The sequence below is a fragment of the Streptomyces sp. NPDC005805 genome, assembly GCF_040630445.1.
Classification (GTDB): Bacteria; Actinomycetota; Actinomycetes; order Streptomycetales; family Streptomycetaceae; genus Streptomyces.
Genome location: NZ_JBEXXN010000025.1, coordinates 12,662 through 38,385, shown reverse-complemented (window position 1 = coordinate 38,385; position 25,724 = coordinate 12,662). Strand labels below are relative to the sequence as shown.

General features: G+C 74.0%; 27 protein-coding genes. 15 read left to right on the top strand and 12 right to left on the bottom strand.

Annotated features, from left to right (window positions below; genetic code table 11):
* Window positions 1-54: 54 nt before the first annotated feature.
* Window positions 55-909: a transglutaminase-like domain-containing protein gene (locus ABZ457_RS16430; protein ID WP_359158235.1), complete on the bottom strand. Its 855-nt coding sequence runs from the start codon at window positions 907-909 to the stop codon at window positions 55-57.
* A 24-nt stretch (window positions 910-933) separates the two neighbouring features.
* The gene (locus ABZ457_RS16425) at window positions 934-1,929 is read right to left on the bottom strand and encodes a GNAT family N-acetyltransferase (protein ID WP_359158233.1); all 996 of its coding nucleotides are present in this window, start codon (window positions 1,927-1,929) and stop codon (window positions 934-936) included.
* Between the two features lie 114 nt (window positions 1,930-2,043).
* Between ABZ457_RS16425 and fdxA the strand changes: the two genes are divergently transcribed.
* Both fdxA and ABZ457_RS16415 read left to right on the top strand, forming a co-directional pair.
* Window positions 2,044-2,364, top strand: a complete 321-nt coding sequence (gene fdxA / locus ABZ457_RS16420) for a ferredoxin (protein WP_105869511.1) — start codon at window positions 2,044-2,046, stop codon at window positions 2,362-2,364.
* Between the two features lie 155 nt (window positions 2,365-2,519).
* A complete protein-coding gene (locus ABZ457_RS16415) occupies window positions 2,520-3,623 on the top strand; it encodes a bifunctional succinyldiaminopimelate transaminase/glutamate-prephenate aminotransferase (protein ID WP_359158231.1) in 1,104 nt (367 codons plus the stop codon).
* A 115-nt stretch (window positions 3,624-3,738) separates the two neighbouring features.
* Here the strand turns inward: ABZ457_RS16415 and ABZ457_RS16410 are convergent, their stop codons facing one another.
* A complete protein-coding gene (locus ABZ457_RS16410) occupies window positions 3,739-4,155 on the bottom strand; it encodes a hypothetical protein (RefSeq protein WP_018845643.1) in 417 nt (138 codons plus the stop codon).
* Window positions 4,156-4,558: 403 nt separating this feature from the next.
* Window positions 4,559-5,524 (bottom strand): hypothetical protein, encoded by a 966-nt coding sequence (locus ABZ457_RS16405; RefSeq protein ID WP_359158229.1) that lies wholly within the window; start codon window positions 5,522-5,524, stop codon window positions 4,559-4,561.
* A gap of 142 nt (window positions 5,525-5,666) precedes the next feature.
* On the opposite strand from ABZ457_RS16405, the gene dapE reads away from it, so the two are divergent.
* Both dapE and ABZ457_RS16395 read left to right on the top strand, forming a co-directional pair.
* Window positions 5,667-6,794, top strand: a complete 1,128-nt coding sequence (gene dapE / locus ABZ457_RS16400) for a succinyl-diaminopimelate desuccinylase (RefSeq protein ID WP_359158228.1) — start codon at window positions 5,667-5,669, stop codon at window positions 6,792-6,794.
* Window positions 6,795-6,944: 150 nt separating this feature from the next.
* Window positions 6,945-7,697: a TIGR00730 family Rossman fold protein gene (locus ABZ457_RS16395; RefSeq protein ID WP_359158226.1), complete on the top strand. Its 753-nt coding sequence runs from the start codon at window positions 6,945-6,947 to the stop codon at window positions 7,695-7,697.
* A gap of 140 nt (window positions 7,698-7,837) precedes the next feature.
* Here the strand turns inward: ABZ457_RS16395 and folP are convergent, their stop codons facing one another.
* The gene (gene folP / locus ABZ457_RS16390) at window positions 7,838-8,698 is read right to left on the bottom strand and encodes a dihydropteroate synthase (RefSeq protein WP_359158225.1); all 861 of its coding nucleotides are present in this window, start codon (window positions 8,696-8,698) and stop codon (window positions 7,838-7,840) included.
* A gap of 120 nt (window positions 8,699-8,818) precedes the next feature.
* Between folP and ABZ457_RS16385 the strand changes: the two genes are divergently transcribed.
* Together ABZ457_RS16385 and ABZ457_RS16380 are read left to right on the top strand one after the other, a co-directional pair.
* Complete coding sequence (locus ABZ457_RS16385) at window positions 8,819-9,172, top strand: DivIVA domain-containing protein (RefSeq protein WP_359158224.1); 354 nt, start codon at window positions 8,819-8,821, stop codon at window positions 9,170-9,172.
* Complete coding sequence (locus ABZ457_RS16380) at window positions 9,169-9,753, top strand: DNA-3-methyladenine glycosylase I (protein WP_359158223.1); 585 nt, start codon at window positions 9,169-9,171, stop codon at window positions 9,751-9,753. The genes ABZ457_RS16385 and ABZ457_RS16380 overlap by 4 nt, the downstream gene beginning before the upstream one ends.
* Before the next feature lie 692 nt (window positions 9,754-10,445).
* Here the strand turns inward: ABZ457_RS16380 and ABZ457_RS16375 are convergent.
* Entirely contained in the window at window positions 10,446-11,246 is an 801-nt protein-coding gene (locus ABZ457_RS16375) for an enoyl-CoA hydratase-related protein (RefSeq protein ID WP_359158222.1), read from the bottom strand.
* A gap of 323 nt (window positions 11,247-11,569) precedes the next feature.
* Here ABZ457_RS16375 and ABZ457_RS16370 point away from each other — a divergent pair, with 323 nt between their 5' ends.
* Window positions 11,570-11,737, top strand: coding sequence for a DUF3117 domain-containing protein (locus ABZ457_RS16370; RefSeq protein WP_003966491.1), 168 nt, complete (start codon window positions 11,570-11,572; stop codon window positions 11,735-11,737).
* A 158-nt stretch (window positions 11,738-11,895) separates the two neighbouring features.
* Here the strand turns inward: ABZ457_RS16370 and ABZ457_RS16365 are convergent, their stop codons facing one another.
* Window positions 11,896-12,573, bottom strand: a complete 678-nt coding sequence (locus ABZ457_RS16365; protein ID WP_359158291.1) for an O-methyltransferase — start codon at window positions 12,571-12,573, stop codon at window positions 11,896-11,898.
* A 128-nt stretch (window positions 12,574-12,701) separates the two neighbouring features.
* Here ABZ457_RS16365 and sigE point away from each other — a divergent pair, with 128 nt between their 5' ends.
* From sigE to ABZ457_RS16340, 5 genes are all read left to right on the top strand, one after another.
* Complete coding sequence (sigE, locus tag ABZ457_RS16360) at window positions 12,702-13,466, top strand: RNA polymerase sigma factor SigE (RefSeq protein WP_359158220.1); 765 nt, start codon at window positions 12,702-12,704, stop codon at window positions 13,464-13,466.
* A complete protein-coding gene (locus ABZ457_RS16355; RefSeq protein ID WP_359158219.1) occupies window positions 13,463-14,419 on the top strand; it encodes a zf-HC2 domain-containing protein in 957 nt (318 codons plus the stop codon). The genes sigE and ABZ457_RS16355 overlap by 4 nt, the downstream gene beginning before the upstream one ends.
* Window positions 14,420-14,585: 166 nt before the next feature.
* Entirely contained in the window at window positions 14,586-16,361 is a 1,776-nt protein-coding gene (locus ABZ457_RS16350) for a trypsin-like peptidase domain-containing protein (protein WP_359158217.1), read from the top strand.
* A 153-nt stretch (window positions 16,362-16,514) separates the two neighbouring features.
* On the top strand, window positions 16,515-16,979 hold the full coding sequence (locus ABZ457_RS16345; protein WP_359158216.1) for a sec-independent translocase: 465 nt from the start codon (window positions 16,515-16,517) through the stop codon (window positions 16,977-16,979).
* 135 nt (window positions 16,980-17,114) lie between these two features.
* Complete coding sequence (locus ABZ457_RS16340; RefSeq protein ID WP_359158214.1) at window positions 17,115-17,795, top strand: hypothetical protein; 681 nt, start codon at window positions 17,115-17,117, stop codon at window positions 17,793-17,795.
* Window positions 17,796-17,866: 71 nt separating this feature from the next.
* Here ABZ457_RS16340 and ABZ457_RS16335 read toward each other — a convergent pair whose 3' ends face one another.
* The 3 genes from ABZ457_RS16335 to ABZ457_RS16325 are packed head-to-tail and all read right to left on the bottom strand — an operon-like array spanning window position 17,867 to window position 20,928.
* Window positions 17,867-19,000 (bottom strand): Mrp/NBP35 family ATP-binding protein, encoded by a 1,134-nt coding sequence (locus tag ABZ457_RS16335; RefSeq protein WP_359158212.1) that lies wholly within the window; start codon window positions 18,998-19,000, stop codon window positions 17,867-17,869.
* Window positions 19,001-19,043: 43 nt separating this feature from the next.
* Entirely contained in the window at window positions 19,044-19,637 is a 594-nt protein-coding gene (locus ABZ457_RS16330) for a DUF1003 domain-containing protein (RefSeq protein WP_359158211.1), read from the bottom strand.
* The gene (locus ABZ457_RS16325) at window positions 19,630-20,928 is read right to left on the bottom strand and encodes a CBS domain-containing protein (RefSeq protein ID WP_359158209.1); all 1,299 of its coding nucleotides are present in this window, start codon (window positions 20,926-20,928) and stop codon (window positions 19,630-19,632) included. The genes ABZ457_RS16330 and ABZ457_RS16325 overlap by 8 nt, the downstream gene beginning before the upstream one ends.
* A 233-nt stretch (window positions 20,929-21,161) precedes the next feature.
* Between ABZ457_RS16325 and ABZ457_RS16320 the strand changes: the two genes are divergently transcribed.
* Window positions 21,162-21,929, top strand: a complete 768-nt coding sequence (locus tag ABZ457_RS16320) for a hypothetical protein (protein ID WP_359158208.1) — start codon at window positions 21,162-21,164, stop codon at window positions 21,927-21,929.
* 67 nt (window positions 21,930-21,996) lie between these two features.
* Here the strand turns inward: ABZ457_RS16320 and ABZ457_RS16315 are convergent, their stop codons facing one another.
* Window positions 21,997-22,509 carry a hypothetical protein gene (locus ABZ457_RS16315; RefSeq protein ID WP_359158207.1) on the bottom strand — a complete coding sequence of 171 codons (513 nt, stop codon included), beginning with the start codon at window positions 22,507-22,509 and terminating at the stop codon, window positions 21,997-21,999.
* A 137-nt stretch (window positions 22,510-22,646) separates the two neighbouring features.
* Window positions 22,647-23,762 carry a magnesium and cobalt transport protein CorA gene (locus ABZ457_RS16310; protein ID WP_359158206.1) on the bottom strand — a complete coding sequence of 372 codons (1,116 nt, stop codon included), beginning with the start codon at window positions 23,760-23,762 and terminating at the stop codon, window positions 22,647-22,649.
* Between the two features lie 469 nt (window positions 23,763-24,231).
* Between ABZ457_RS16310 and ABZ457_RS16305 the strand changes: the two genes are divergently transcribed.
* Together ABZ457_RS16305 and ABZ457_RS16300 are read left to right on the top strand one after the other, a co-directional pair.
* Window positions 24,232-24,840, top strand: a complete 609-nt coding sequence (locus ABZ457_RS16305; RefSeq protein ID WP_359158205.1) for a suppressor of fused domain protein — start codon at window positions 24,232-24,234, stop codon at window positions 24,838-24,840.
* A 117-nt stretch (window positions 24,841-24,957) separates the two neighbouring features.
* Window positions 24,958-25,596: a DUF6758 family protein gene (locus ABZ457_RS16300; RefSeq protein ID WP_018845622.1), complete on the top strand. Its 639-nt coding sequence runs from the start codon at window positions 24,958-24,960 to the stop codon at window positions 25,594-25,596.
* Window positions 25,597-25,724 lie beyond the last annotated feature (128 nt).

Sequence of the window (25,724 nt, the reverse complement as noted above, 5' to 3'; positions counted from 1 at the left end):
GAACGGCCCCGCGCGCCCCGCCCCGTCCGGGGAGAACGCCCCCGCCCGAGCACGTCAGTTGAGCATCGCGCGGGCCGCGCGGGCGCGGCCGCGGATGGAGGACGCGGTCGTGGGCTCGACCGCGTCGACGATCTCCGCGTACGCGTCCAGCTCCGCCGCGCCCGTCAGGAAGTCGCCGCGCCGGACGAGGAGCTCGGCGCGTTCGTAGCGGAGGCGGGCGGGGTGGGAGGGGAGGAGCAGGAGGAGGTCGAGGGCCCAGAGGGCGACCTCGGAGCGCTCGGGGCGCGGGGCGGCCCAGGCGCGGATGTTGTTGAGGACGCGGGCGACCACCGCGAGGGTGTCGGAGGGGCGGAACATCGACGGGGTGGGCGCGGAGCCCGTCGCCTCGGTCACCAGCCGCTCGGTGTCCTCCGGGGACAGCGGCCGCCCGCCCGCGAACGGGTCCGCGAGGACCAGCGCGTCCGGCTCGCCGAAGCCGACGACGAAGTGGCCCGGCAGCCCCACCCCGTACACCTGGCCGCCCGCGCGCCGGGCGACCTCCGTCCAGAGGACCGACAGCAGGATCGGCAGCCCCCGCCGGCGGCGCAGCACCTCGTGCAGCAGGGAGGACTCCAGCCGCTGGTAGTCGGCCGGGAGGCCGTGGAAGCCCTCCCGGCCGCCCAGCAGCTCGGCCACCGCCCCGGCCCAGGCGTGCGGGCCGGAGAGGCCGTACGGCAGAGCCCCGGCCAGGCGGTCCAGTTCGATCTCGGCCGCGTCGATGTCGTCCTGGCCGAACCCCGGGTCCGCCTCGGCGCCGATGAGCAGGCAGAGCAGGGCCAGGTCGGGGCGTTCGGCGCGGGCCTCCTCGGCGAAGCGCTCCCGCCAGGGGCGCGGGCCGGGCACGGGCTCCTCGTGCGTCGGGTCGTGCATCGGGCGGTCCTCCCTCCGGCGGGCTTATCCGGCGCGGTGGTGGTGGTAGTGGTGGTGGACGGTGAAGCCGAGGCCCGCGTACAGCCCCAGGGCCGCCGCGTTGTCCGACTCGACCTGGAGCCAGCCGGCCGAGGCCCCCTCGTCCAGGGCCCGCCGGGCCAGCGCGGCCATCACCGTCGTCGCCAGGCCCCGCCGCCGCTGGGCCGGGTCCACCTCCACGGCCATGAACCCGGCCCAGCGCCCGTCCACCACACAGCGCCCGATCGCGGCGGGTGCCCCGCCCGCCCCGGGCACGGTCGCGAACCAGACGGACGGCCCCGAGGCCAGCACCGCGCGCACCTCCGGTCCGGGCTCGCCGACCCGCTGGTAGCGCCGCAGCCACGCCTCGTCCGCCGCCCGGTCCAGCCGTACGCCGGACACGTCCGCGTCCAGGTCGCCCAGCGGCGCGAGCGCGCCCGTGCGCACCTCGGCCGACACCTCGCGGGCCCAGCCCCGCTCCGCCAGCGCGGCGGCCAACTCCTCCTGGGTGCCCGCCGCGCCCGTCGCGGTCTGCACATACGCGGGCAGGCCCCGGGCCGCGTACCAGGAGCGCACCCGCTCCAGCGCCGCGTCCAGCGGCAGGCCCGGGTCGCCCAGCGGGAGCACGGAGTTGGCGCGCCGGGTGAAGCCCGCGGCCGCCCGCAGCTCCCAGTCGCCGAGCCGCTCGCTCTCCAGCGGCCGCCAGGCCCGCGCGGTGACCCGCGCCAGCTCCTCGAAGGAGGCCGCCGGGCCGCGCCGCCGGGCCGGGGCAGCGGGCACCGTCTTGCCCGCGACCAGCAGGGATTCCGCGATGCGGACGCTCTCGCCCGTGCGCCGTGTGATCAGCAGCACACCGTCGTTCCAGGATGTGAGAACCCCGACCGTGTCGGTGAACAGCGCGCCCGGCGCCGCCTGTACGCCCCGTGCCCGCACCGACACGCGTTTGCCCACGTCAGCAGGTGTGATGCGGACCGTGAGCCGTCCGCCGGACGTGAATTCCACTGATCTGCCAGCCCCTCCTGTTCGGATCGTCCCCCGGAACGGAGATACTAGGGGCGGGCATCGACGACGCCGCGCTCCCGCGCAAGCCAGCCCAAACCGAGGAGGAACGACAGCGTGACCTACGTCATCGCGCAGCCTTGTGTCGACGTCAAGGACAAGGCGTGCATCGAGGAGTGCCCCGTCGACTGCATCTACGAGGGCTCCCGGTCCTTGTACATCCACCCGGACGAATGCGTCGACTGCGGTGCTTGCGAGCCGGTCTGCCCGGTGGAGGCGATCTTCTACGAGGACGACACGCCGGACGAGTGGAAGGACTACTACAAGGCGAACGTCGAGTTCTTCGACGAGCTCGGTTCGCCCGGTGGTGCCTCCAAGCTCGGTCTGATCGAGCGGGACCACCCGTTCGTCGCCGCCCTGCCGCCGCAGAACGGCTGAGCCGCCCCGGAGCGGCCTCGTCCGCCGCTTCGGCGGACGCCCCTGCGCGCATCGCGGTCCCGTACGGCTCCTCGGCCGTACGGGACCGCGCCGTTGCGCCCCCGCCTTCGTCCTCCTCGCCCCGTCCAGCCGCACCAGAAAGCGAGCTCCCCGCCGTGGCCGCAGTCTCCGCCCGCCTGCCCGTCTTCCCCTGGGACAAGCTGGAGCCGTACAAGGCGACAGCGGCGGCCCACCCGGACGGCATCGTCGACCTGTCCGTCGGCACCCCGGTCGACCCGGTCCCGGCCGTCGTCCAACAGGCCCTCGTTGCCGCCGCCGACTCCCCGGGCTACCCGACGGTATGGGGCACCCCCGCGCTGCGCGACGCCCTCACCGGCTGGGTCACCCGCCGGCTGGGCGCGGTGGACGTGGCGCACACCAACGTCCTCCCCGTGGTGGGCTCCAAGGAGCTGGTCGCCTGGCTGCCGACCCAACTCGGCCTCGGCCCGGGCGACACCGTCGCCTACCCGCGCCTCGCCTACCCGACGTACGAGGTCGGCGCGCGGCTGTGCGGGGCGACGCCGGTGGTGTACGACGACCCGACCGAGCTGGACCCGGAGGGCCTGCGCCTGCTCTGGCTCAACTCGCCGTCCAACCCGACCGGGAAGGTCCTCGGCAAGGAGGAGCTGACCCGGATCGTGGCCTGGGCCCGCGAGCACGGCGTCCTGGTCTTCAGCGACGAGTGCTATCTGGAGCTGGGCTGGGAGGCGGAGCCGGTCTCGGTGCTGCACCCGGACGTCTGCGGCGGCTCCTTCGAGGGGATCGTCGCCGTCCACTCGCTCTCCAAGCGCTCCAACCTGGCCGGCTACCGGGCCGCGTTCCTCGCCGGTGACGCGGCCGTCCTCGGCGAACTGCTCCAGATCCGCAAGCACGGCGGGATGATGACCGCCGCCCCGGTGCAGGCCGCGACCGTGGCCGCCCTCGGCGACGACGCGCACGTGGCCGAGCAGCGGGCCCGGTACGCGGCCCGGCGCGAGGCGCTGCGCACCGCGCTGGAGGCGCACGGCTTCCGGATCGAGCACAGCGAGGCGAGCCTCTACCTCTGGGCGACGCGCGACGAGCCCTGCTGGGACACGGTGGCGCACCTCGCCGAGCGGGGCATCCTGGTGGCGCCCGGCGACTTCTACGGGGAGGCGGGGGAGCGCTTCGTACGGGTGGCGTTCACCGCCACGGACGAGCGGGTGGCGGCGGCCGTGAAGCGGCTCGGCGAAGGGGCCTGAGCGGCCCGGACGGACGCCTGCTGAGCACGGGAAAGCCCGGCCGGCGGTTGAGCACGGGGAAGGGCCCCGGGGAGCGTCGCTCCCCGGGGCCCTTCCCCGTCGTGGTGTGGGCGGGTCAGCCGCCCAGCGGCAGACCGCCGAGGGAGCTGGTGGCGCCACCGAGCGCACCGGTGGGCAGGCCGCCCTTGGTCGCGCCGCCCACCAGGCCGCCGGCCTCGCCCGCGGTGTCGCCGGTGGCCTTCTTGGCGACCGGGGTCGCCTTCTTGGCGGTCTTGCCGACCGTGTCGGCCGCCGCGGGCGCGGCCTTCCCGGCCGTCTTCCCGCCGACCTGGCCGGCGACCTTCGAGGTCTCCTTCGAGACGCCGTCGACCGTGCCGTCGAGGCTCGCGGTGTCGAGCGCCGACAGGCCGTCGACCGGGGCCTGGGGGAGGGCGACGGCGCCCGCGGAGCCGGCCGCACCGACCACGGGAGCTGCTCCCGCCGCGACGATCAGCGCGGCACGGGCGATCCGACGGGTCAGGGGGAGGGACATGATGCTCCTTGAAGCGAGAGGACGTTCGGACTGTGCGTGGTGCTGGTGCTGGTGCTGCTGTCCGGCGTACGGACGTCCTGACAACCGGCGGGAGGGCGGGGGAAGTTGCGGTGACCAGAGGTAAAGAATTGGTAACGCGTCGTATTGTCGTCCCTGTCGGAAAACGGGCGAACAATGTCATGTCCGAAAGGCCGCTGAACCGTCTCTGCCCTTGCCGCGCACGGGATGTGCGCGGTCGGACGGGTGTCCGGCGGGATGGGCGGGGTGCGTCCGGACGGAGAGTGGAGCAACTCCTTCGAGGGGCCCGGCGGCCGGTTGTGCGATTCGCCCGGCGGGGGCTCGGCAAGTCCTGACCGGGCCCTGACCGGGCTCCGGCAGGCTCCGGCGTGCGCCCTGGCGGGGCTCAGTGGGCGATGCGGAGGACGACCTCGTCGCCCGGCTTCCCGTCGGCCTTGCGCCAGCCCTCGCCGGAGCGGTCCTCGCTCCACACCCGGCCCTTGTAGGAGACCTCGGTGAGCCGCAGGGCCTCCGCCCGGGCCACCGCCCAGTGCGCCAGCTCCCAGCCGCGCCGCTCCGCGCCGCCGTCGTCCGCGTCCCCGGCGCCCTCCGGACCCGCGCCCTCGGGGCCCGTGCCGTCCGCCGGGTCCTCGGGCGCCGGCACCGGGACGGTCAGGACGGACGAACCCTGGGCGCCCGCGGTGCCCCGGCCGGGCCCACTGCCGGGCAGGACGTCCTTGCCGAACGCCCGGACCAGCTCGGCCCGTACCTTCGCGGGATCGCCCGGCTCGCCGTCCGAGCGCACCGAGCAGGTCAGCGTGGCTGCGGTGGAGCCGGTGAGGGCGGCGGCGAGCAGGGTCGCGTCCGGCTCGTGCTTCGCGTACGCCTGCGGGAAGCCGCTGCGCTGCACCGTCTGGGCCGCGTCGGTCAGCGGCATCCGCGAGTAGCCGGGCACCTCGGCCAGGCCCGCGTAGAACTTCCCGGCCGAGTAGACCGGGTCGAGGATCTGCTCCGGGGTGCCCCAGCCCTGCGAGGGGCGCTGCTGGAACAGTCCGAGGGAGTCGCGGTCGCCGTAGTCGATATTGCGGAGCGAGGACTCCTGGAGGGCGGTGGCCAGGGCGATGGTGACCGCCCGCTGCGGCATCCCGCGGGTGGTGCCGACCGCCGAGATGGTCGCCGCGTTGTCCGCCTGCTCCGGCGTCAGCTCGTACGAGGAGCCGCCCTCCGCCGAGGCCCGCACCACGCACCCCACCGGGCGGCCGCCGCCGAAGTAGTGGACGACGAGATAGCCGGCGAGGGCCAGCAGCACGAGAAGCGCGGCCGCACAGCGCAGAAGGCGGCCGCGCCGGACGGAGGAGGCGTTCCCGGACACGAGGCACACGGTACTGGAGGGGGTCCGGGCACCTGTTCGCCGGAGCACCCCCTTCCGGTGACACCGCCGTCGCCGTCGGTGGCCCCGGTGGCACCGACCGGGCCCCTCCGGCTTGCCCCGGCCGGGCCGTAAGGTCGGGGCCATGCCCGACAACGACCCCGCCAACGCCCCCGCCGGAGGCCCCGGCACCCACCCCGGCAACGTCCTCGACCTCCGCCTCGACGGCCCGGCCCTGACCGCCGCGCTGATCGACATCCCCTCGGTCAGCGGGGAGGAGAAGCCCCTCGCCGACGCCATCGAGCAGGCCCTGCGCGCCCTGCCCCACCTCACCGTCGACCGCCACGGCAACAACGTGGTCGCGCGTACGAACCTCGGCCGCGCCGAGCGGGTCGTCCTCGCCGGGCACATCGACACCGTGCCCATCGCGGACAACGTGCCCTCGCGGCTCGACGCCGACGGCATCCTCTGGGGCTGCGGCACCAGCGACATGAAGTCCGGCGTGGCCGTCCAGCTGCGGATCGCCGCCACGGTTCCCGAGCCCAACCGCGACCTCACCTTCGTCTTCTACGACAACGAGGAGGTCGCCGCCCACCTCAATGGCCTCGGGCATGTGGCCGAGGCACACCCCGACTGGCTGGAAGGGGACTTCGCGGTCCTGCTGGAGCCCTCCGACGGCGAGGTGGAGGGCGGCTGCCAGGGCACCCTGCGGGTCCATCTGCGCACCACGGGCGAGCGGGCGCACTCGGCCCGGAGCTGGATGGGCGCCAACGCGATCCACGCGGCCGGCCCGATCCTCGCCCGCCTCGCCGCGTACGAGCCCCGCCGGCCGGTCATCGACGGGCTGGAGTACCACGAGGGCCTGAACGCGGTCGGCATCGAGGGCGGGGTGGCCACCAACGTCATCCCCGACGCCTGCACGGTGGTCGTCAACTACCGCTACGCGCCCGACCGCAGCATGGCGGAGGCGGAAGCGCACGTCCGCGAGGTGTTCGCGGACTGCGGCGTCGACGAGATCGTGGTCGACGACCACACCGGCGGCGCGCTGCCGGGCCTCGCCCACCCCGCCGCGGCCGCGTTCATGGCCGCGGTCGGCGGCACCGCGAAGCCCAAGTTCGGCTGGACCGACGTCTCCCGCTTCAGCGCGCTCGGCGTCCCCGCCGTGAACTACGGACCCGGTGACCCGATGTTCGCGCACAAGCGGGACGAGCATGTCGCGGTGGACCGGATCACGCACTGCGAGCAGCGCCTGCGGGAGTGGCTGACCACCTGACGGCCCGGGGCCTGACGGCCCGGGCGGGGGATTGCGCGGAGTGCGGGCCACCGGGCCGCACCCCGGCCGATCGCCCGGATTTCGCCATTCGTAACGTTCGCCGACCTACCCTGTCCCGAAGCAAATGATGTTCGGCGGAGGGAGCAGGTCATGAGCAGCAACTCCGAGGGTCTGCGGGCACTGGAGGAGCAGAGACTGGGACCGGTGCTGCGCCGCAGGGACCAGGTACAGCCGGGGACGACCGACCAGCGGCTGCTGGACACCGAGGGCGACTCCCAGTGGGTGCACACCGACCCCTGGCGCGTGATGCGGATCCAGTCGGAGTTCGTGGAGGGCTTCGGGGCCCTCGCCGAACTGCCGAGCGCCATCAGCGTCTTCGGCTCCGCCCGCACCAGGCCGGGCACGCCCGAGTACGAGACGGGCGTGCGCCTGGGCCGGGCCCTGGTGGAGGCCGGCTTCGCGGTGATCACCGGCGGCGGGCCGGGCGCCATGGAGGCGGCGAACAAGGGCGCGCGCGAGGCGAGCGGGATCTCGGTCGGGCTCGGCATCGAGCTGCCCTTCGAGCAGGGCATCAACGAGCACGTCGACATCGGCGTGAACTTCCGCTACTTCTTCGTCCGCAAGACGATGTTCGTGAAGTACGCGCAGGGCTTCGTCGTCCTGCCCGGCGGACTCGGCACCCTGGACGAGCTGTTCGAGGCGCTCACCCTGGTCCAGACACGCAAGGTGACCCGCTTCCCGATCGTGCTCTTCGGCACGGAGTACTGGAGCGGCCTGGTGGACTGGCTGCGGGACACCGTGGTCGCCGAGGGCAAGGCGTCGGAGCGGGACCTGCTGCTGTTCCACGTCACGGACGACGTGGACGAGGCGGTCGCCATGGTCACCAAGGAGACCGGTCACTAGGACCGGTTTCCCCGGGCCCGAGGAACCCGGCCCGGGCCCGGGCCACGGCCGGGGCCCGGACCGGAAACCGACCCGGGCCCGGCGGTCCGGCAGCCGGGGTCCGTCCCTCGGGCCCCGGCCGGATGCCCGGCGCCCGCGGCTCAGGCGAGGCCGCGGCGGGCCACCGCCGGCGGGCGGTGGCCCGCGATCGACGCCACCATGTCCAGCACCTGCTTCGTCTCCGCGACCTCGTGCACCCGGTACACCCGCGCGCCCAGCCACGCGGAGACCGCGGTGGTCGCCAGGGTGCCGAGGACCCGCTCCTTCACCGGCTTGTCCAGGGTCTCCCCGACGAAGTCCTTGTTGGACAGGGACACCAGCACCGGCCAGCCGGTCTCCGTCATCTCGCCCAGCCGGCGGGTCGCCTCCAGGCTGTGGCGGGTGTTCTTCCCGAAGTCGTGGCCCGGGTCGATCATGATCGCGTCCCGGCGTACGCCCAGTTCCACGGCCCGCTCCGCGAGCCCGACCGTCACCCGCAGGATGTCGGCCACCACGTCCTCGTACGCGATCCGGTGCGGCCGGGTGCGCGGCTCGGCGCCGCCCGCGTGGGTGCACACCAGGCCCGCGCCGTACCGGGCGGCGACCGCGGCCAGCTCGGGGTCGACCCCGCCCCAGGCGTCGTTCAGGACGTCGGCCCCCGCCTCGCACACGGCCTCGCCGACCTCGTGCCGCCAGGTGTCGACGCTGATCACCACGTCCGGGTGGCGGCGGCGGACCTCCGCGACGAAGCCGACCGTGCGGCGCGCCTCCTCCTCGGCGGTGACCTCCTCGCCCGGTCCCGCCTTCACCCCGCCGATGTCCACGATCGCCGCACCCTCGGCGACGGCCTGCTCGACGCGGGCGAGCGCCGGCTCGTCGAGGAAGGTGGCCCCCTGGTCGTAGAAGGAGTCGGGGGTCCGGTTCACGATCGCCATGATCACCGGCTCGTGCGCGTCGAACTCGCGCCGTCCCAGCCGCAGCATCCGGGTTTCCTCCTCGGGTCGTCCGCCTGCGACCCTACTGTCCGAGTCCCGTGGCACGATCATCCCGGGACGTTTCCGCCCGGGGTCGCACCCGGGCGTCTTCCGGGGAGAGGGTCGCTCGTGTTCTTTTTCTTGCTGATCACGATGGTCGTGGTCGTCGCCGCGGTCACGCTCGCCGTGATCGGCGGCAACGACGGCACGGTGCTGCCCGACGCGCCGCCCGAGCAGCCGGCCGACCCGCTGCCCGCGAACCGGCCCGTCGCCCGCGCGGACGTGGACGCGCTGCGGCTGCCCGTCACCCCGCGCGGCTACCGGATGGCCGATGTGGACGACGTCCTCGACCGGCTGGGCGCGGAGCTGGCCGAGCGGGACGCCCGGATCGCCGAGCTGGAGGCCGCCCTCGCCGGGGCGCAGGCCACCGCGGTGCCCCGCCCCGACCTGTTCACCAAGCCGGGCGAGCAGGAGGACCGGTGACCTCCGGCGCCCTCCCCGGCCCGGACGGCCGCCCGCGCTGCCCCTGGGGCCTGTCCACCGACGACTACCTCGCCTACCACGACGAGGAGTGGGGCCGCCCGGTCCACGGCGACGACGCCCTCTTCGAGCGGCTGTGCCTGGAGGCGTTCCAGTCGGGCCTGTCCTGGATCACGATCCTGCGCCGCCGGGAGGGCTTCCGCAGCGCCTTCGCCGGGTTCCGGATCGCCGAGGTCGCGAAGTTCACCGAGGAGGACGAGGCCCGGCTCCTCGCCGACCCGGGGATCATCCGCAACCGCGCCAAGATCGCGGCCACCACGGCGAACGCGCGGGAACTGGCGGGCTGGTCCGAGGGCGAACTCGACCAGCTGATCTGGTCCCACGCCCCGGACCCGGCCCGCCGCCCCGCCCCGCGCACCCTCGCCGACGTACCGGCCGTGACCGACGAGTCCACGGCCCTGTCCAAGGCGCTGAAGAAGCGCGGCCTGCGCTTCGTCGGCCCCACGACGGCGTACGCCCTGATGCAGGCATGCGGCCTGGTCGACGACCACCTCGCCACCTGCATCGCCCGCGGGGCGCGCTAGCGCGCGCGACACCGGCACACGGCGCGCGGCCCTGCCCGGAGGCAGGGCCGCGCGCCGCCGGGCGGTGGCCCGCACAGCGGCTTCGCCGTACGGCGGCTTCGCCGTACGGCGGTGGCCCCGTGTGGCGGTCTTCCCCACCGCGGCGTCCCGCGCGGCGCGGTGTACCGCAGCCGCTTCGCAGCGCGGCGACGGCCCCGCGCCGGACGCCGGTCTCGCGGCGCGGACGGTGCGCCGCGCAGCGGTGGCCTCCGCACGGCGGCGCCCCGCCCCGGACGGTGTCCTGGCCCGGCGTCCGCGCGGCGGTGGGCCGCACAGTGGCTTCGCCGCGTGGGCGTGGGCGGCGGCGCCCCGCACGGCGGTTTCACGGCGCGGGCGCTGTCCTGCGCCGCGATGGCCCCGTGCGGCGGTTGTCCCGCTGCGGTGGCGTCCCGTCCCGCACAGCGGCCTCGCGGCGCGGGCGGCGTCCCGCGCGGCGGTGTGCCCCACAGTTGTGGCCCCGCATGGCGGCTCCCGCGCAGCGGTTTCGCGGTGTGCGGGCGGCGTCCTGGCGCGCCGCCGCGCCAGGACACGCGCGCGGCCCTGCCCGGAGGCAGGGCCGCGTCCCGCGCGGTGGCGTCCCGTCCCGCACAGCGGCTTCGCCGTGCGGGCGTGGCCCGGCCGCCCGGCGGCTACCGCCGCGCGGGGCTGGGGCGTCAGCGGCCCAGGTAGCGCGGCTTCTGCTTCGACAGGAACGCGTTGACCGCGATCGAGTGGTCCTCGGAGGCGCCGGCCCGTGCCTGGAGTTCCTCCTCCTTGTCCAGGGCCTCGTCCAGCGAGTGGTCCGCCCCGTACGCGAGGGACTCCTTGAGCGCGGCGTAGGCGAGGGTCGGCCCCTCGGCCAGCGCTCGGGCGGTCCGCGCGGCCTCCGTGGCGAGGTCGTCGGCCGGGACGAGCCGGTTGGCGATGCCCCAGTCGTACGCCTCCTGCGCGCTGAACGAGCGCGGGAACAGCAGCAGATCGGCGGCCCGGCTGCTGCCCACCAGCCGGGGCAGGGTCCACGACACACCCGAGTCGGCCGTCAGCGCGACCCCCGCGAAGGAGGTCGTGAACGAGGCGGTGTCCGCCACGATCCGGTAGTCCGCGGCGAGCGCGAAGCCCAGGCCCGCGCCCGCGGCGACCCCGTTGACCCCCGCCACCACCGGCTTCGGCATCCCGGTGAGCGCCCGCACGATCGGGTTGTAGTGCTCCCGGACGGTGCTCATGACACCCCCGGAGCCCGTCGTCTCCCCGGCCGACAGGAGCTCGACGTGCTCCTTGAGGTCCTGGCCGACACAGAACGCCCGGCCGGTCGCGGTCAGCAGCACCGCCCGGACGGCGGGGTCGTCCGCCGCCGCGCGGGCCGCGTCCCGCAGGGCGACCTTCGCCTCCACGTTCATCGCGTTCATGGCCTCGGGCCGGTTGATCGTGATCGTCGCGAGTCCGTCGCTCACGTCGTACAGCACGGCGTCGGCCATGGCGGTGTCCCCTTTGCGGTTTCGACGGCAGTGTCGGGGCCCAGCATGGCGGAGAGCACCGCGCGCCGTCCGGCCGGGCCGTGTGACCTGCGTCAAACTCCGCCACCCGGCGGCGGGGCGGAGGAGCGCGAAGTATCGCAGGCGGATCCCCGAATTGAGTGGTTTTGAGAGAGCGCGTTGCCTAAGCGATGCGGACCGATGTTGGTCTTTGGGTCCCGCCATGCGGGATAATGACCTGGAAGCACTGTGTTCGATGCCGGTGACACAGCACCTGTCATGGGGCCGCCGGCTGCGATGAGCTGGTTTCAGGAAGGGGAACGAGCATGGCGGCCATGAAGCCGCGGACGGGCGACGGCCCGCTCGAGGTGACCAAGGAGGGGCGGGGCATCGTCATGCGCGTTCCGCTCGAAGGCGGCGGTCGACTTGTCGTCGAGCTGACTCCGGACGAAGCCGATGCCCTCGGTGACGCCCTGAAGAAGGTCGTCGGCTGACACATCCCGGTTTTCCGCGACCGCCCCGGTGCTCCGCTGCGCCGGGGCGGTCGCGCGTTCCGGCGCAGCCAGAGCCAGAGCCAGAGCCAGAGCCAGAGCCAGAGCGGGAGCCGGAGCCACAGCCGGGCCGGGACCGCGTTCCGCCGGGGCCGGGCCCGTCAGCCGCGCCGCACCGCGCAGAGCAGACCGTCGCCGACCGGCAGCAGGGTCGGCAGCCACTCCGCGCTCTCCCGTACGGCCCGCAGCAGCTCACGCACCCGCAGCACCTCCGAGGGCTGGACCGCCGAGTCGACGGTGCGGCCCTCCGCGAAGACGCCCTCGAAGCAGACGACACCGCCCGGCCGCAGCAGGCGCAACGATTCAGCAAGGTAGTCCAGCGACTCCCCGCGGTCCCCGTCGCAGAACACCAGGTCGTATCCGCCGTCCGCCAGCCGGGGCAGCACCTCCAGGGCGCCGCCCGGGATGAACCGGGCGCGGTTGGCCGCGAACCCGGCCGCGCGGAACGCCTCCCGCGCGAACTGCTGGCGCTCGGGGTCCTGGTCCACCGTGGTCAGCACGCCGTCGGGCCGCATCCCCTGGAGCAGGTAGATACCGGAGACGCCGGTGCCCGTGCCGATCTCGGCGACCGCCTTGGCGTCGGCGGTCGCGGCCAGCAGACGCAGCGCGGAGCCCGTGCCGGGCGACACCGAGGGCAGCCCCGTCTTGCGGGCCCGCTCACGGGCCCAGCGCAGGGCGTCGTCCTCGGCGAGAAAGGCGTCGGCGAACGCCCAGCTCGTCTGCCGGTTGGCGGTAATGACCCTCTCCTGTCCCCGTAGTTGGCGCGACGCCGACTGTATCCGCTGCGCTCGGGAACCCGCAGATGGGACCGGGCGTTGTGACAGGACGGGAGTACATGGACCGACGAGGGAAGCCGGACCCAAATCGACGTAAAGATTCTTATCCGGAGCTAACGGGCGAGGTGGCTATGGTAGGGGCTCCGCTGGACACCATCAGAGCTGACAGGGGAGGTGCGGCTGCGCCTGCGGACCGGAAGGGCGTGCTGAAGCGCCTCCTCAGGTCGGCGGGTGAGCCCGAATCCGTGACCAAGAACGCTGACCGTTCCGTGCCCACCGACTCCGTCACCACAGCGACCTTCGCATCGGATGCGGAATCGCAGGCGTGGACCCCTCCCACCTGGGAGGAGATCGTCAGCATGCACAGCGCGCGGGTCTACCGCCTCGCCTACCGCCTCACGGGCAACCAGCACGACGCCGAGGACCTCACCCAGGAGGTCTTCGTCCGTGTCTTCCGCTCGCTGTCCACGTACACCCCCGGCACCTTCGAGGGCTGGCTCCACCGGATCACCACCAACCTCTTCCTGGACATGGTCCGCCGCAAGCAGCGCATCCGCTTCGACGCCCTCGGCGACGACGCGGCCGAGCGCCTGCCGAGCCGGGAGCCCTCCCCCCAGCAGGTGTTCAACGACACCCACTTCGACGCGGACGTCCAGCAGGCACTGGACACCCTCGCGCCGGAGTTCCGCGCCGCGGTCGTTCTCTGCGACATCGAGGGCCTGTCGTACGAGGAGATCGCCGCGACCCTGGGTGTGAAGCTCGGCACCGTCCGCAGCCGTATCCACCGGGGCCGCTCGCATCTGCGCAAGGCGCTCCAGCACCGGTCCCCCCGGTCCCGCTCCGAGCAGCGGACGCCCGCCGTCGCCGCCCTCTCGGGGGAGGGCGGACCGGCGTGAACGGCACGGAACCCACCCCCGCCGAGCAGCACCTCGGAGACCGGCTCGCCGCCCTCGTCGACGGCGAGCTGAAGCACGACGCCCGCGACCGGGTGCTGGCGCACCTGGCCACCTGTCCCCGCTGCAAGGCCGAGGCGGACGCACAGCGCCGCCTGAAGAACGTGTTCGCGCAGTCCGCGCCCCCGCCCCTGTCGGAAGGGCTGCTCGCACGGCTCCAGGGACTGCCCGCGGGCCCCGGCGACCCGGGCGGTCCGGGCGGCTCGGGCCCCTTCGGCGGCGGTCCGGGCGAGCGGGTCCTCGGAGCGCTGACCCCGTCGGGACATCCCCGCGGCCGCGGCGGGGAGACCTTCGGGTACGTCCCCGGGGGCGCCCACGCCACGGTCCTGCCCGGCGGCTCCGACAGCGGGTTCCCCATCCATGAGGTGGGCCGCCAGGAAGCGGGCCGGGCCGAGGCCGAGCGCTCGCCGTGGCGGGCCCGGCGGTTCGCGTTCGCCGCGGCCAGCGCGGTGTCCTTCGCGGCCATCGCCCTCGGCGGCGCGGTCCCGGTCGACCTCTCGGGCGAGACCAACGCGCGCGGCCAGGGCGGCGGGAACAAGGTCAGCCCCTTCCGCACGGCGGTGCCGTCCGGCGGCACGACCCAGGGCGGGGCCACCTCGGTCCGCGCCTCGGAGTCCGACCGCCGGCGCGGTGTCACGAGGACGGACACCCAGGCCCTCACCGCCGTCACGCCCGCGGCCCCGCCCGTGGTGCAGGGGCGGTCCGCGCCGTTCGCCGCTCCGCTCCTGATGAACGACCCCATGGCGCTGTCGCCGCTGATGCGGCCCGCCGGTCCGGCCTTCCAGGCGCAGTCCCTGTCGGGCCTGCCGCCGGTGCTCGCGCCCGTCCTGCCGAGCGTGCCGCCGACGGCCGCCGCCTCCGCGTCGTCGACCTCACCGCTGACGCCGCTGCGCTGAACCCACCGCGTTGACGCCGCCGCGCCGTCCGGACGGCGGCGCGCACCGGCGGGCCGCGCTGACCGGAAGCCGTGCTCTGCCCTGCGCGCGGAATCGCAAACCTGGTTGAATCCTTCAGGCGCGCCCCGCGGGGGCCCGCACAGGGACCGGCAGTTGCGGGGAGAGCATGGACGACGGGAAGCCCACCGGACCGAAGGCGAAGTGGTGGAGCCGGCCCAGCACGGGACACGGCACGGCCTCCGGAGCGGACGGGACGGAGGCCAGGGCCGCCGCCGACGCGCCCCCGGCACCCGGGCACGAGCCCACGGCACCGGAGCCCGAGCCCGCGCCCGTCACCGCCCCCGCCGGGACCGGCTCCGGCCCCGTGGCGCCCGTCGCGGAGGACGACCGGCCCGAGCCACCGGCCGCCCCCCGCCGGCCGGTGCCCCTGCACGAACCCGACCCGTACAGCACCCCGCCGTACGGTGACCCCGGGCCGTGGGCGCCCGCGCCGCCCGTCCAGCGCCCCGCGCCCGTCACCCCGGCCCACGGCACCCCCGCGCCCACGCCCGCCCAGGGCACCCGGGTCCCTGCCCAGCCCACGGCCCCGCAGACGCAACCGCAGCCCGAGCCGCAGGCCCCGGGCCCGGCCACCGCGCACCACACCCCGCCCCAGCCGCCCCACCAGGCACAGCACACGCCCCCGCACCCGCGTCCCCAGCCCCCGCACCCGGTCGCCCCGCAGCCCGTGTTCGCCGAGCGGCCGCAGCCCCTCAACTCCGTGTGGCTCCAGTACGACCCGTGGAGCGCGCCCGGTGTGCCGCTCAGCGAGGCCGGTGAGCCCGCGCCCCGCAAGCGCCGCAGGGGCGCCCTGCTGGCCGGGGCCGTGGTCCTCGCCCTCGTCGCGGGCGGCATCGGCGGCGTGGTCGGCGCCTATGCCGAGCGCAACGGCGGCCTCACCTCGCTGGAGCTGCCGCAGGCCGGGGTCGAGAGCGCGGACCGCGCGCCGGACAGCGTCGCCGGGATCGCGGCCAGCGCCCTGCCCAGCGTGGTCACCCTGCACGTCAGCGGGGGCGGCGAGCAGGGCACCGGGACGGGCTTCGTGCTCGACAAGCGCGGCCACATCCTCACCAACCACCATGTGGTGGACCCGGCCGGTGCCTCCGGCGACATCACCGTCACCTTCAGCGGCGGCGAGACGGCCGAGGCGACCCTGGTCGGCAAGGACAGCGGCTACGACCTCGCCGTGGTCAAGGTCAGCGGTGTCTCCGGACTCAAGCCGCTCCCGCTGGGGAACTCCGACAACGTCCGCGTCGGCGACCCGGTGGTGGCCATCGGCGCCCCCTTCGACCTCCAGAACACGGTCACCTCCGGGATCATCAGCGCCAAGGAGCGCCCGATCACGGCCGGCGGGGAGAAGGGCGACGGCAGCGACGTCAGTTATGTCGACGCCCTCCAGACCGACGCCCCGATAAACCCGGGGAACTCCGGCGGACCGCTCGTCGACGGCAAGGCCCGGGTCATCGGCATCAACAGCGCGATCCGGGCGGCCGACAGCGGCGCGGGCCCGGACGGCGGCCAGGCCGGGTCCATCGGCCTCGGCTTCGCCATCCCGATCAACCAGGGCAAGCGGGTCGCCGAGGAACTGATCAACACGGGCCGGGCCACCCACCCGGTGATCGGCGTCAGCCTGGACATGAAGTTCACCGGCGACGGCGCCCGCGTCGGCGAGAAGGGCAGGGACGGCACCCCGTCCGTCACCCCCGGCGGCCCGGCCGCCTCGGCGGGCGTCAAGCCCGGTGACGTGATCACCGCGGTCAACGGCCAGCGGGTGCACAGCGGCGAGGAGCTGATCGTCAAGATCCGCGCCCACCGGCCCGGCGACCGGCTGGAACTGACCCTCACCCGGGGCGCGGCCAAGCGGACCGTGGAGGTCACCCTCGGCACCGCGGACTCCTCGTGACGGCCGCCTCCGGGGCCCTGCGGCCGGTGGCCGCACCCCCGGCCACCGCCCCGATGTCCGGAAGGTACCGGGACGACAGGTGCGCCAGGTACCGTGGTCGGGGTCCGGATCCCCTCGGACCCGCGGGCCACCGAGAACACGAGGAGCAGCAGGGTGTTCAATGACATAGGCGGACTGGAACTGGTCGTTCTGGTCGTTCTCGCCGTGCTCATCTTCGGCCCCGACAAGCTGCCGAAGGTCATTCAGGACGCCGCCCGCTTCATCCGCAAGATCCGCGCGTTCTCCGAGAACGCCAAGGACGACATCCGCAGCGAGCTGGGGCCGGAGTTCAAGGACTTCGAGTTCGAGGACCTCAACCCCAAGGCGTATCTGCGCAAGCAGCTCGCGGAGAACGACGACCTGAAGGAGCTCAAGGAGCTCCGCAGCAGCTTCGACCTCAAGAAGGAGATCACCGACGTCGCCGACGCGGTGAACGGCCGGGAACCCTCGGGCGTGTCCGGTGACTCGGTGCCCGCCGCGGTCAACGGCTCCGCCGCCGCGAGCGGCCCCGACCTGCTGAAGAAGGGCGACAAGCCGGCCCGGGACGAGCGTCCGCCCTTCGACTCCGACGCCACCTGAGACCTGCCCCGGGACCGGTCGGTCACCGTCCGCCGTCACGAGGTGGCTATTCTCTCCATCTGTCCGTCAGCGCACGCGCCCCGGGCGGCGCGGCTGTAGGTGGCTGAAGGTGTGGAGACGACAGGAGGCGGCCGGATGACGGCGCACAGTACGGCCGGAGTCGCACCGGTCCCGGGCGGCGACCCCGCCACCGACCGGGGAGCGGCCGCCGCCGCGGCGGCACGGCGCACCGCCGAGGGCTTCCGGAGCGCCGGTTTTCCCTGGTACGGGCTGGACGGCGCCTTCAGTGGTCCGCGCCGCCTGATGCAGGTGGGCACCGCCGCCGACGGGAGCGTGCAGCACGGCGCGATCGGCCACGGCGACGAGCCGTCGATAAAGAACGAGCACACCGGCACCGAGAAGGAGCGCTTCGCGGTCGTGGTGACCGTCGCCGCGAGCCCCGTGCGGCGCAGCGGCGACGGCACGGGCGTGCTGGAGGCGACCACGGTGTCCTCCGCGGCCTGGCTCGCGGGTTCCGGGCTGCTCGCCCACACCTGGCCCCCGCAGCTCGACCACACCCTGCGGGACGACTGGCTCGACCAGCAGACCGAGGCGGCCTTCGCCCTCGCCGACGACCTGGCGGGCCCCGAGTGGTCGGCGCTGTCCCTGCCGGTGGACGGCGTCCCGACGCCGTTCCACTACCGCGAGTCCGAGTTCGGCTGGGTGCTGGCGGGCGCGGCGGTCGACAGCGGGGTCCACATCGGCGCGTACGGGCGCGGGATGAGCGCGTACGGGCTGGGCTTCTCCGTGGTGGAGGACCTCGACGCGTATCTGTAGGGCCCGAGGCGGTGAGACGCCGCCGGGCGGCACGCGGACTCCGCGTACCGCCCGGCGGCGTTCTCGGTCTCTCAGAACTTGTTGCGCGGGGTGATGCCCAGGCTCATGCCGGACAGACCGCGCTGCCGGCCGCCCAGCTTCCCGGCGATGGAGCGCAGCGCCGAGCCGGCGGGGGACTCCGGGTCGGTCAGCACGACCGGCTTGCCCTCGTCGCCGCCCTCGCGCAGACGCACGTCGATCGGGATGGAGCCCAGCACCGGCACGTTCGCGCCGGTCGTCCTGGTCAGCCCCTCGGCGACCTTCTGGCCGCCGCCGGTGCCGAACACGTCCACCATCTCGTCGCAGTGCGGGCAGGGCAGGCCCGACATGTTCTCGACCACGCCGACGATCTTCTGGTGGGTCTGCACCGCGATGGATCCGGCCCGCTCCGCGACCTCGGCGGCGGCCTGCTGCGGGGTGGTGACGACCAGGATCTCCGCGTTCGGCACCAGCTGGGCCACGGAGATCGCGATGTCGCCGGTGCCCGGGGGCAGGTCGAGCAGCAGCACGTCCAGGTCGCCCCAGTACACGTCCGCCAGGAACTGCTGGAGGGCGCGGTGCAGCATCGGCCCGCGCCACACCACCGGGGCGTTGCCGGGGGTGAACATGCCGATGGAGATCACCTTCACGCCGTTCGCCGACGGCGGCATGATCATGTTCTCGACCTGGGTGGGGCGGCCGTCGGCGCCGAGCATGCGGGGCACGCTGTGGCCGTAGATGTCGGCGTCCACGACACCCACCTTCAGCCCGTCGGCGGCCATCGCGGCCGCCAGGTTCACGGTCACGGAGGACTTGCCCACACCGCCCTTGCCGGAGGCCACCGCGTAGACCCTGGTCAGCGAGCCGGGCTTGGCGAACGGCACCTCCCGCTCGGCGGTCGTGCCGCGCAGCGCCGCCGCGAGGTCCTTGCGCTGCTCGTCGCTCATCACGTCCAGGGAGACGTCGACGCGGGTGACGCCGTCGAGCCGGGCGACCGCGTCCGTCACGTTCTTCGTGATCGTGTCGCGCATGGGGCAGCCCGAGACGGTCAGGTACACCGTGACGGCGACCGTGCCGTCGTCCCCGATGTCGACCGATTTCACCATGCCCAGTTCGGTGATCGGTCGGTTGATCTCGGGGTCGTTCACCGTCGCCAGTGCCGCGAGCACCGCGTCTTCCGTAGCCATACCGACGATGGTACGGCGCGGGCTCCCGGCTTCGGAAAGCCCGTCAGCGGTCGCCTTCGTCACGCTCGCCGGACCCCGCCGGCGGGAATGCGGCGCGCTGCTCCTCCAGCTCGCGCACCAGGTCCTGGAGTTCGGAGCGGATCCAGTCCCGGGTGGCCACCTCGCCCAGGCCCATCCGCAGGGCCGCGATCTCCCGGGTCAGGTACTCGGTGTCCGCGATCGAGCGCTCGTTCTGCTTGCGGTCCTGCTCCAGGTTGACCCGGTCCCGGTCGTCCTGGCGGTTCTGCGCCAGCAGGATCAGCGGCGCCGCGTAGGACGCCTGGAGGGACAGCGCCAGGGTCAGGAAGATGAACGGGTACTCGTCGAAGCGCAGATTCGCGGGCGCGCTGACGTTCCACACCACCCAGGCGATGATCGTGAGCGTCATCCAGACGAGGAAACGTCCCGTCCCGAGGAAGCGCGCGATCTTCTCCGACAGCCGCCCGAAGGCCTCCGGGTCCCAGTCCGGCAGCAGGTTCCGGCGCGCCGGGCGCGGCTGGTCCAGGCGCACCCGCCGGGACGCGGCCGAGGCGCCCGACGGCGTCCGTTCGCGCGCCTCGCCCCGCTCCGCCGAGCCCGGATCGCCCCCGCTACCCATGGGCGGACCCCTGGACCGGCTCCTCCAACGGCTCCTGGGCGGACTCCTCGAACTCGGTCTCCCGCCAGTCCTCGGGCAGCAGATGGTCCAGCACGTCGTCGACGGTGACGGCGCCCAGCAGGGAACCGCTCTCGTCCACGACGGGCGCGGCGACCATGTTGTACGCGGCGAGATAGCTGGTGACGGCGGGCAGCGCGGTGTCCGGCGACAGGGGCGGCAGATCGCTGTCCACGATCGAGCTGACCAGGGTGAACGGCGGGTCCCGCAGCAGCCGCTGGAAGTGCACGGTGCCCAGGTACTTGCCGGTCGGCGTCTCGTCCGGCGGCCGGCAGACGTAGACCTGCGCCGCGAGGGCCGGGGACAGGTCCTGCTGGCGGACCCGGGCGAGGGCGTCGGCGACGGTCGCGTCCGGGCGGAGCACGATCGGCTCGGTGGTCATCAGACCGCCCGCGGTGCGCTCCTCGTACGACATCAGGCGGCGCACATCGGCCGCGTCGTCCGGCCGCATCAGGGTCAGCAGCCGCTCCTTGTCCTCCTCCGGCAGCTCCGAGAGGAGGTCGGCGGCGTCGTCCGGGTCCATCGCCTCCAGGACGTCGGCGGCCCGCTCCTCCTTCAGCTTGCCGAGGATCTCCACCTGGTCGTCGTCCGGCAGCTCCTCCAGGACGTCCGCGAGCCGGTCGTCGTCGAGGGCGGCGGCCACCTCGGCGCGGCGCTTGGGGGAGAGGTGGTGCAGCACATTGGCCAGGTCCGCCGGGCGGAGCTGCTCGAAGGTGGCGAGCAGGCTCTCCGCGCCCTGCCCGTGCTCCTCCAGCGAGAAGCCGGTGACGGCGGACCACTCGACGGTCAGGGTCTCGCCCTTGCGCCGCAGCGCCCCGCCCTTGCCCTTGCGCACGAAGACCTTGTCGATCTCCCAGTCCCGGCGGGCGGGGAGCTGCTGGACGGCCACGTCCAGGACGGTGACCTCCTCGCCGCTCTCCACCAGGCGCACCCGCCGGTCGAGGAGTTCGCCGAGGACCAGGCGCTCGGTGGGGCGCTGCTCGAAGCGCCGCACGTTGAGGACCCCGGTCGTGATCACCTGGCCGGACTCCACGCCGGTCACCCGGGTCATCGGCAGGAAGATCCGCCGCCGGCTGATCACTTCGACGACGAGACCGAGGAGCCGGGGCGGCCGGTGGCCCACCCGCAGCATCGCGACCAGGTCGCGGACCCGGCCCACCTGGTCGCCCGCCGGGTCGAAGACGGGCACGCCGGCGAGATGCGAGACGAAGACCCGGGGCGCGCCGGCCGCCATGCCGCCCCTCCTTGTGTACGAAAGTCCCGGTGGGGACCAAAAGCCGCTGTTCGACGAGGTAGAGGGTGCCCGCCATGATCGGCGGAACACCTCCACCAGGCTAGCCCGTGCCCCTGGGCGCCGCCCTCGGCCGGGGTCCGTACGGCTCCGTGCCCGGCGGTGCGCGGGCCCGGGTACGCTGCCGTCTGCCATCCCCCACGGATGATCCCCCACAGATGAGAGGCAGGGCGCCGGTGACTTCCCTCCCTATCGCCGGCCGGGCCCGTCGCGCGGCCCTCGCGGTGGCGCTGTGCGCCGGTCTGTCCGCCGGGCTCACGGCGTGCGGCGAGGACCCGGACGCGGGCACCAACGGGGTCGGCAGGCTCAGCGCCCAGGAGATCGAGACCAAGGCCCGTGCGGCGGCCGACGCGGCGGCCTCGGTGCGGCTCTCGGGGACCCTGGTGAGCAAGGGCGGCACCTACAAGCTGAACATGCGCCTCAAGCACGAGGGCGCCACCGGCTCGGTGACCTCCAAGGACAACACCTTCGAGCTGCTGCGCATCGGGGACAGCCTCTTCCTCAAGGCCGACGCGGGCTTCTGGAGCCACGCCGACGGCAAGCAGGACGCCGAGCCGACCGAGGCGGACGTGGAGGCGGCGCAGAAACTCGGCGACAAGTATGTGAAGGTTCCCGAGGGCGACCCCTCCTACAAGCAGTTCCGCGGCTTCACCGACATGGATGTGCTGCTCGACGGCCTCCTCGGGATGCAGGGCAAGCTCAGCAAGGGCGACCGCACCGAGGTCGGCGGGGTGAAGACCATCAAGGTGCTGGCGGCCGAGGGCGAGGGCGGGGTGCTGGACGTGTCCCTGATCGGCGAGCCGTATCCGCTGAAGTTCGCCCGGGCGGGCGGCGCGGGGGTGCTGCTGCTCGGGGACTGGGACAAGGAGTTCCCGCTGGAGGAGCCGGCGAAGGACGAGACCCTGGACTACGGCGGCCAGCTCCCCAAGACCTCGGGCGACTGACGGCCCCGGGGACTCCGCGCGGCCCCGAGCGGCGAGCGGGCCCGGTCCGGTGCGGCCCGGCCCGGGGTCAGCGGCGGCGCTTGAACAGCAGTTTCGGCAGGGCCGCGGGCACCGGCCGCCGGGTGACCGCGTCACTGGGCAGGGGCGGCGCCGCGTGCGAGGCGTCGGACAGTTCCCCGCCCGAGACGCCCGCGCCCCGGGGCTCCAGCCGCAGCACCCGGCACTCCCGGGCCCAGCGCTCGGTCATCCGCTCCGCGTCGGGCGCGTTCAGCCGCTTGCCCTTCAGCTCGGCGACGGCCGCCTCCCATGCCTCGGAGCCCGGCTCCAGGGCCCGCACCGAGGCGGTCCAGACGACCAGCCGGCCGCCCTTGTCCTTGCTGCGGACGGTGACCTCGGCGCTCCCGCCGTCGGCCAGGCCGGGCAGCGGCTGCTCCCCGGGGCCGTCGCCGACCACATGGGCGGCCCCGTCGTGCCAGACGTGCCACAGCGCGCGGGCCGGCCCGTCGCCGCGGACCCAGACGAGGCCGGACTTCCTGGTGGCCTCCTCGACGAGCGCCTGGCCGAGCAGTGGGGATGTCATACGGGCAGCCTACCGAGGGGCCCGCGGCCTCCCCGGCGGCGATCGGAGCCCGAGGGAGTGTCCGGAACGTCGCGCCGTTCGCCCGGCGAGCGTGCGTGCCGGACGTCGTGGACCAGGCGGGGCTTCGCGGACACGACCTACAGCCAGCCGTTGCGCTTGAGGGTGCGGTGGATGGTGAAGCAGACGACGGCGATACCGGTGAGCACGGCCGGGTAGCCGTACTCCCACTGGAGCTCCGGCATGTGGTCGAAGTTCATGCCGTAGATCCCGCAGACCGCCGTGGGCACGGCGATGATCGCGGCCCAGGAGGTGATCTTGCGCATGTCCTCGTTCTGCGCGACGGTCGCCTGCGCCAGGTTGGCCTGGAGGATGGAGTTCAGCAGCTCGTCGAAGCCGATGACCTCCTCCTGGACGCGGGCGAGGTGGTCGGCGACGTCCCGGAAGTACTTCTGGATGTCCGGGTCGATCAGCCGCATCGGACGCTCGCTCAGCAACTGCATCGGGCGCAGCAGCGGGGAGACGGCGCGCTTGAACTCCAGTACCTCGCGCTTGAGTTGATAGATCCGCCCGGCGTCGCTGCCGCGCGGGCCGCTCTTCGCCGGGGCGGAGAAGACGTCGATCTCCACCTCGTCGATGTCGTCCTGCACCGCCTCGGCGACGGCGATGTACCCGTCGACGACATGGTCGGCGATGGCGTGCAGCACGGCCGAGGGGCCCTTCGCCAGCAGCTCGGAGTCCTTCTGGAGGGTGTGCCGCAGGGCGCGCAGCGATCCCTTGCCGCCGTGCCGGACGGTGATGACGAAGTCCCGGCCGGTGAAGACCATCACCTCGCCGGTCTCCACCACCTCGCTGGTGGCGGTGAGTTCGGCGTGCTCCACGTAGTGGATCGTCTTGAAGACCGTGAACAGGGTGTCGTCGTAGCGCTCCAGCTTGGGCCGCTGGTGGGCGTGGACGGCGTCCTCCACGGCCAGCGGGTGGAGGCCGAACTCGGCCGCGATGCCCGCGAACTCCTGCTCGGTCGGCTCGTGCAGGCCGATCCAGGCGAAACCGCCGTCCTCGCGTACGCGGCACATCGCCTGACGGGGCGTCAGTGATCCGTCGGCGTCCAGTCGCCTGCCGTTCCGGTAGACCGCGCAGTCCACGACGGCGCTGGAGGCGGACGGGTCGCGGGTGGTGTCGTAGGTGCTGTACGCGGTGCTGTTCTTGCGCAGGGAGGGGCGCACGGCGGCGCGCAGGTCACGGATCATCGACATGGCTGGCTCCTTCACGGAGGGCCGTCGGCGACGGTGTGGCACAGCCCGGAATGGGGACGTCGGCGCTACGTCCGCAAAGCGGGCGGCACCGCGGATCGCGGTGACGGCGTTTGCTGCAGACAGGGAAAGGCGTCGAGCTCTTCCGTGACGTGGGAAGCCGGGGACCGCGCACCGTCACGCCCCTGGTCCGCACCGGTGGACGGTGCGCGGGGGGTCAGGCGTGCCGCGGTCGGGAAGGCCGTGCGGAAGAGCTGCTGGTACTGCACGATCGACTTCGGTCCATCGCAGCCCCACCTCCTCCGGCCGGTCCCCCGTGGGGGATGACGTGACGCCGGGACCGGAGCGCTGCTCCCTCGGTGGCCGCGGGGAGGTGTCCCTGCGGGCTGTCCCGACCAGCGGCCAAGACTATCAGCCGACAACGGGTCAATCCCTGGGTTTGCCCGTTCCTTACGCGTTTTATGCTCGCGGGATGGAAGAAGTTCTCGCATCGGTCGAAACCAGGCTGCGCAGCGCGCTCGGTGAACCGGACGCCCGCGCCGCCGTGACCTTCCTCGGCGCGGACCGCATCGAGGTCCTGCGCTTCCGGGAGACGGGCGGGGGCGGCGGCACCGGCGGGGACGTGGTGCGCTACGCCACCCTCGGGATGTCGGCGTCCCCGATGACGGACCCCGCCGCCGCCTTCGCCGATCCGCACAAGGGCCCCCGCGCCGAACTGGTCCTCTCCGTCCGCGCGGGCGGAGCCGACACCGACAAGGTGCTGCGCCCGCTCGCCGTGCTCGCGGCCTCGCCCCAGGTGGAGGGGGTCGTGGTCGCCCCGGGCGCCTCCCTCGACGTGGGTGAACCCCTGTGGCCCGGCGCGCCGTTCGCCTCCGTCCTGGTCGCCGAGCCGGGCGGTCTGGTGGCCGATCTGGAGCTGGCCGAGCCCCTGGAGCCGGTGCGCTTCCTGCCGTTGCTGCCGATGACCGCGAACGAGGCGGCGTGGAAGCGGGTGCACGGCGCGGCGGCCCTCCAGGAGCGCTGGCTGACGCACGGCACGGACCTGCGCGATCCGCTGCGCCGGTCCGTGACCCTGGACTGAGGCCCGGCGGTCGGCCCGCGGCCGGGCCTCGCGGGTCGGCGTCCCGCGCCGCTGTCAACGCACCGGACGGGTGATCGTCCTTGACGCGGCGACGGGCGGAGAGGACCGTGGAACCTTATGAGGGGCGAACCCAGTTGCCCGAAGTGCGGTGGCCGGGTCAGGGCGCCCGGTCTCTTCGCCGACTCCTGGCAGTGCGATGTCCACGGCGCCGTGTATCCGATGCAGCCGGTGATCCCGCCCAGCGTCGAGGCCCTCGGGGTCGTCGTGCACCGCGCCCAGGTCCCCGTGTGGATGCCCTGGCCGCTGCCCGTCGGCTGGCTGTTCACCGGGGTCGCCTACGCGGGGGACGACCGCAGCGGCGGCCGGGCGACCGCCGTCGCCTGCTCGGGCCCCGGCCCGCTCGGCGGTATCGGCGAGATGCTGCTGATCGCCGAGGAGCTGGGCGTGGGCCTCGGCGCCCGGTACGCGGGCATCGACGGCCCCGACCCCGGGCCGCACATCGCGGTCGACGGCCCCCCGCAGGCGAAGATCACGGCGGCCGGGCGGCCCTCGCCGCTCTGGCACGTCCCCGGCGTCCCCGACGACCGCGCGGTCTTCGCGGGGGAGGCGCGCGGGCTGTGGCTCTGGGCCGTCCTCTGGCCCGAGCAGGCCGGTCTGGTCCTTCACGACGAACTCGTCCTCACCGATCTGCGGGACGCCGGGGCGGAGGTCGAACTCCTGCCGTGCGGGGCGCTGTCGCCGCGACTGCTGTCCTGAGCGGTGTCCGGGGTGGGCTCGCGTGTCCTGAGCGGTGTCCGGGGCGGTCCGCCGCGACGTCGGGGTAAGGGGCCCGGCATGAGGTGTGGTCTTACCCTCACCCGGGGCCCGGGCGTACGGAACGGGCC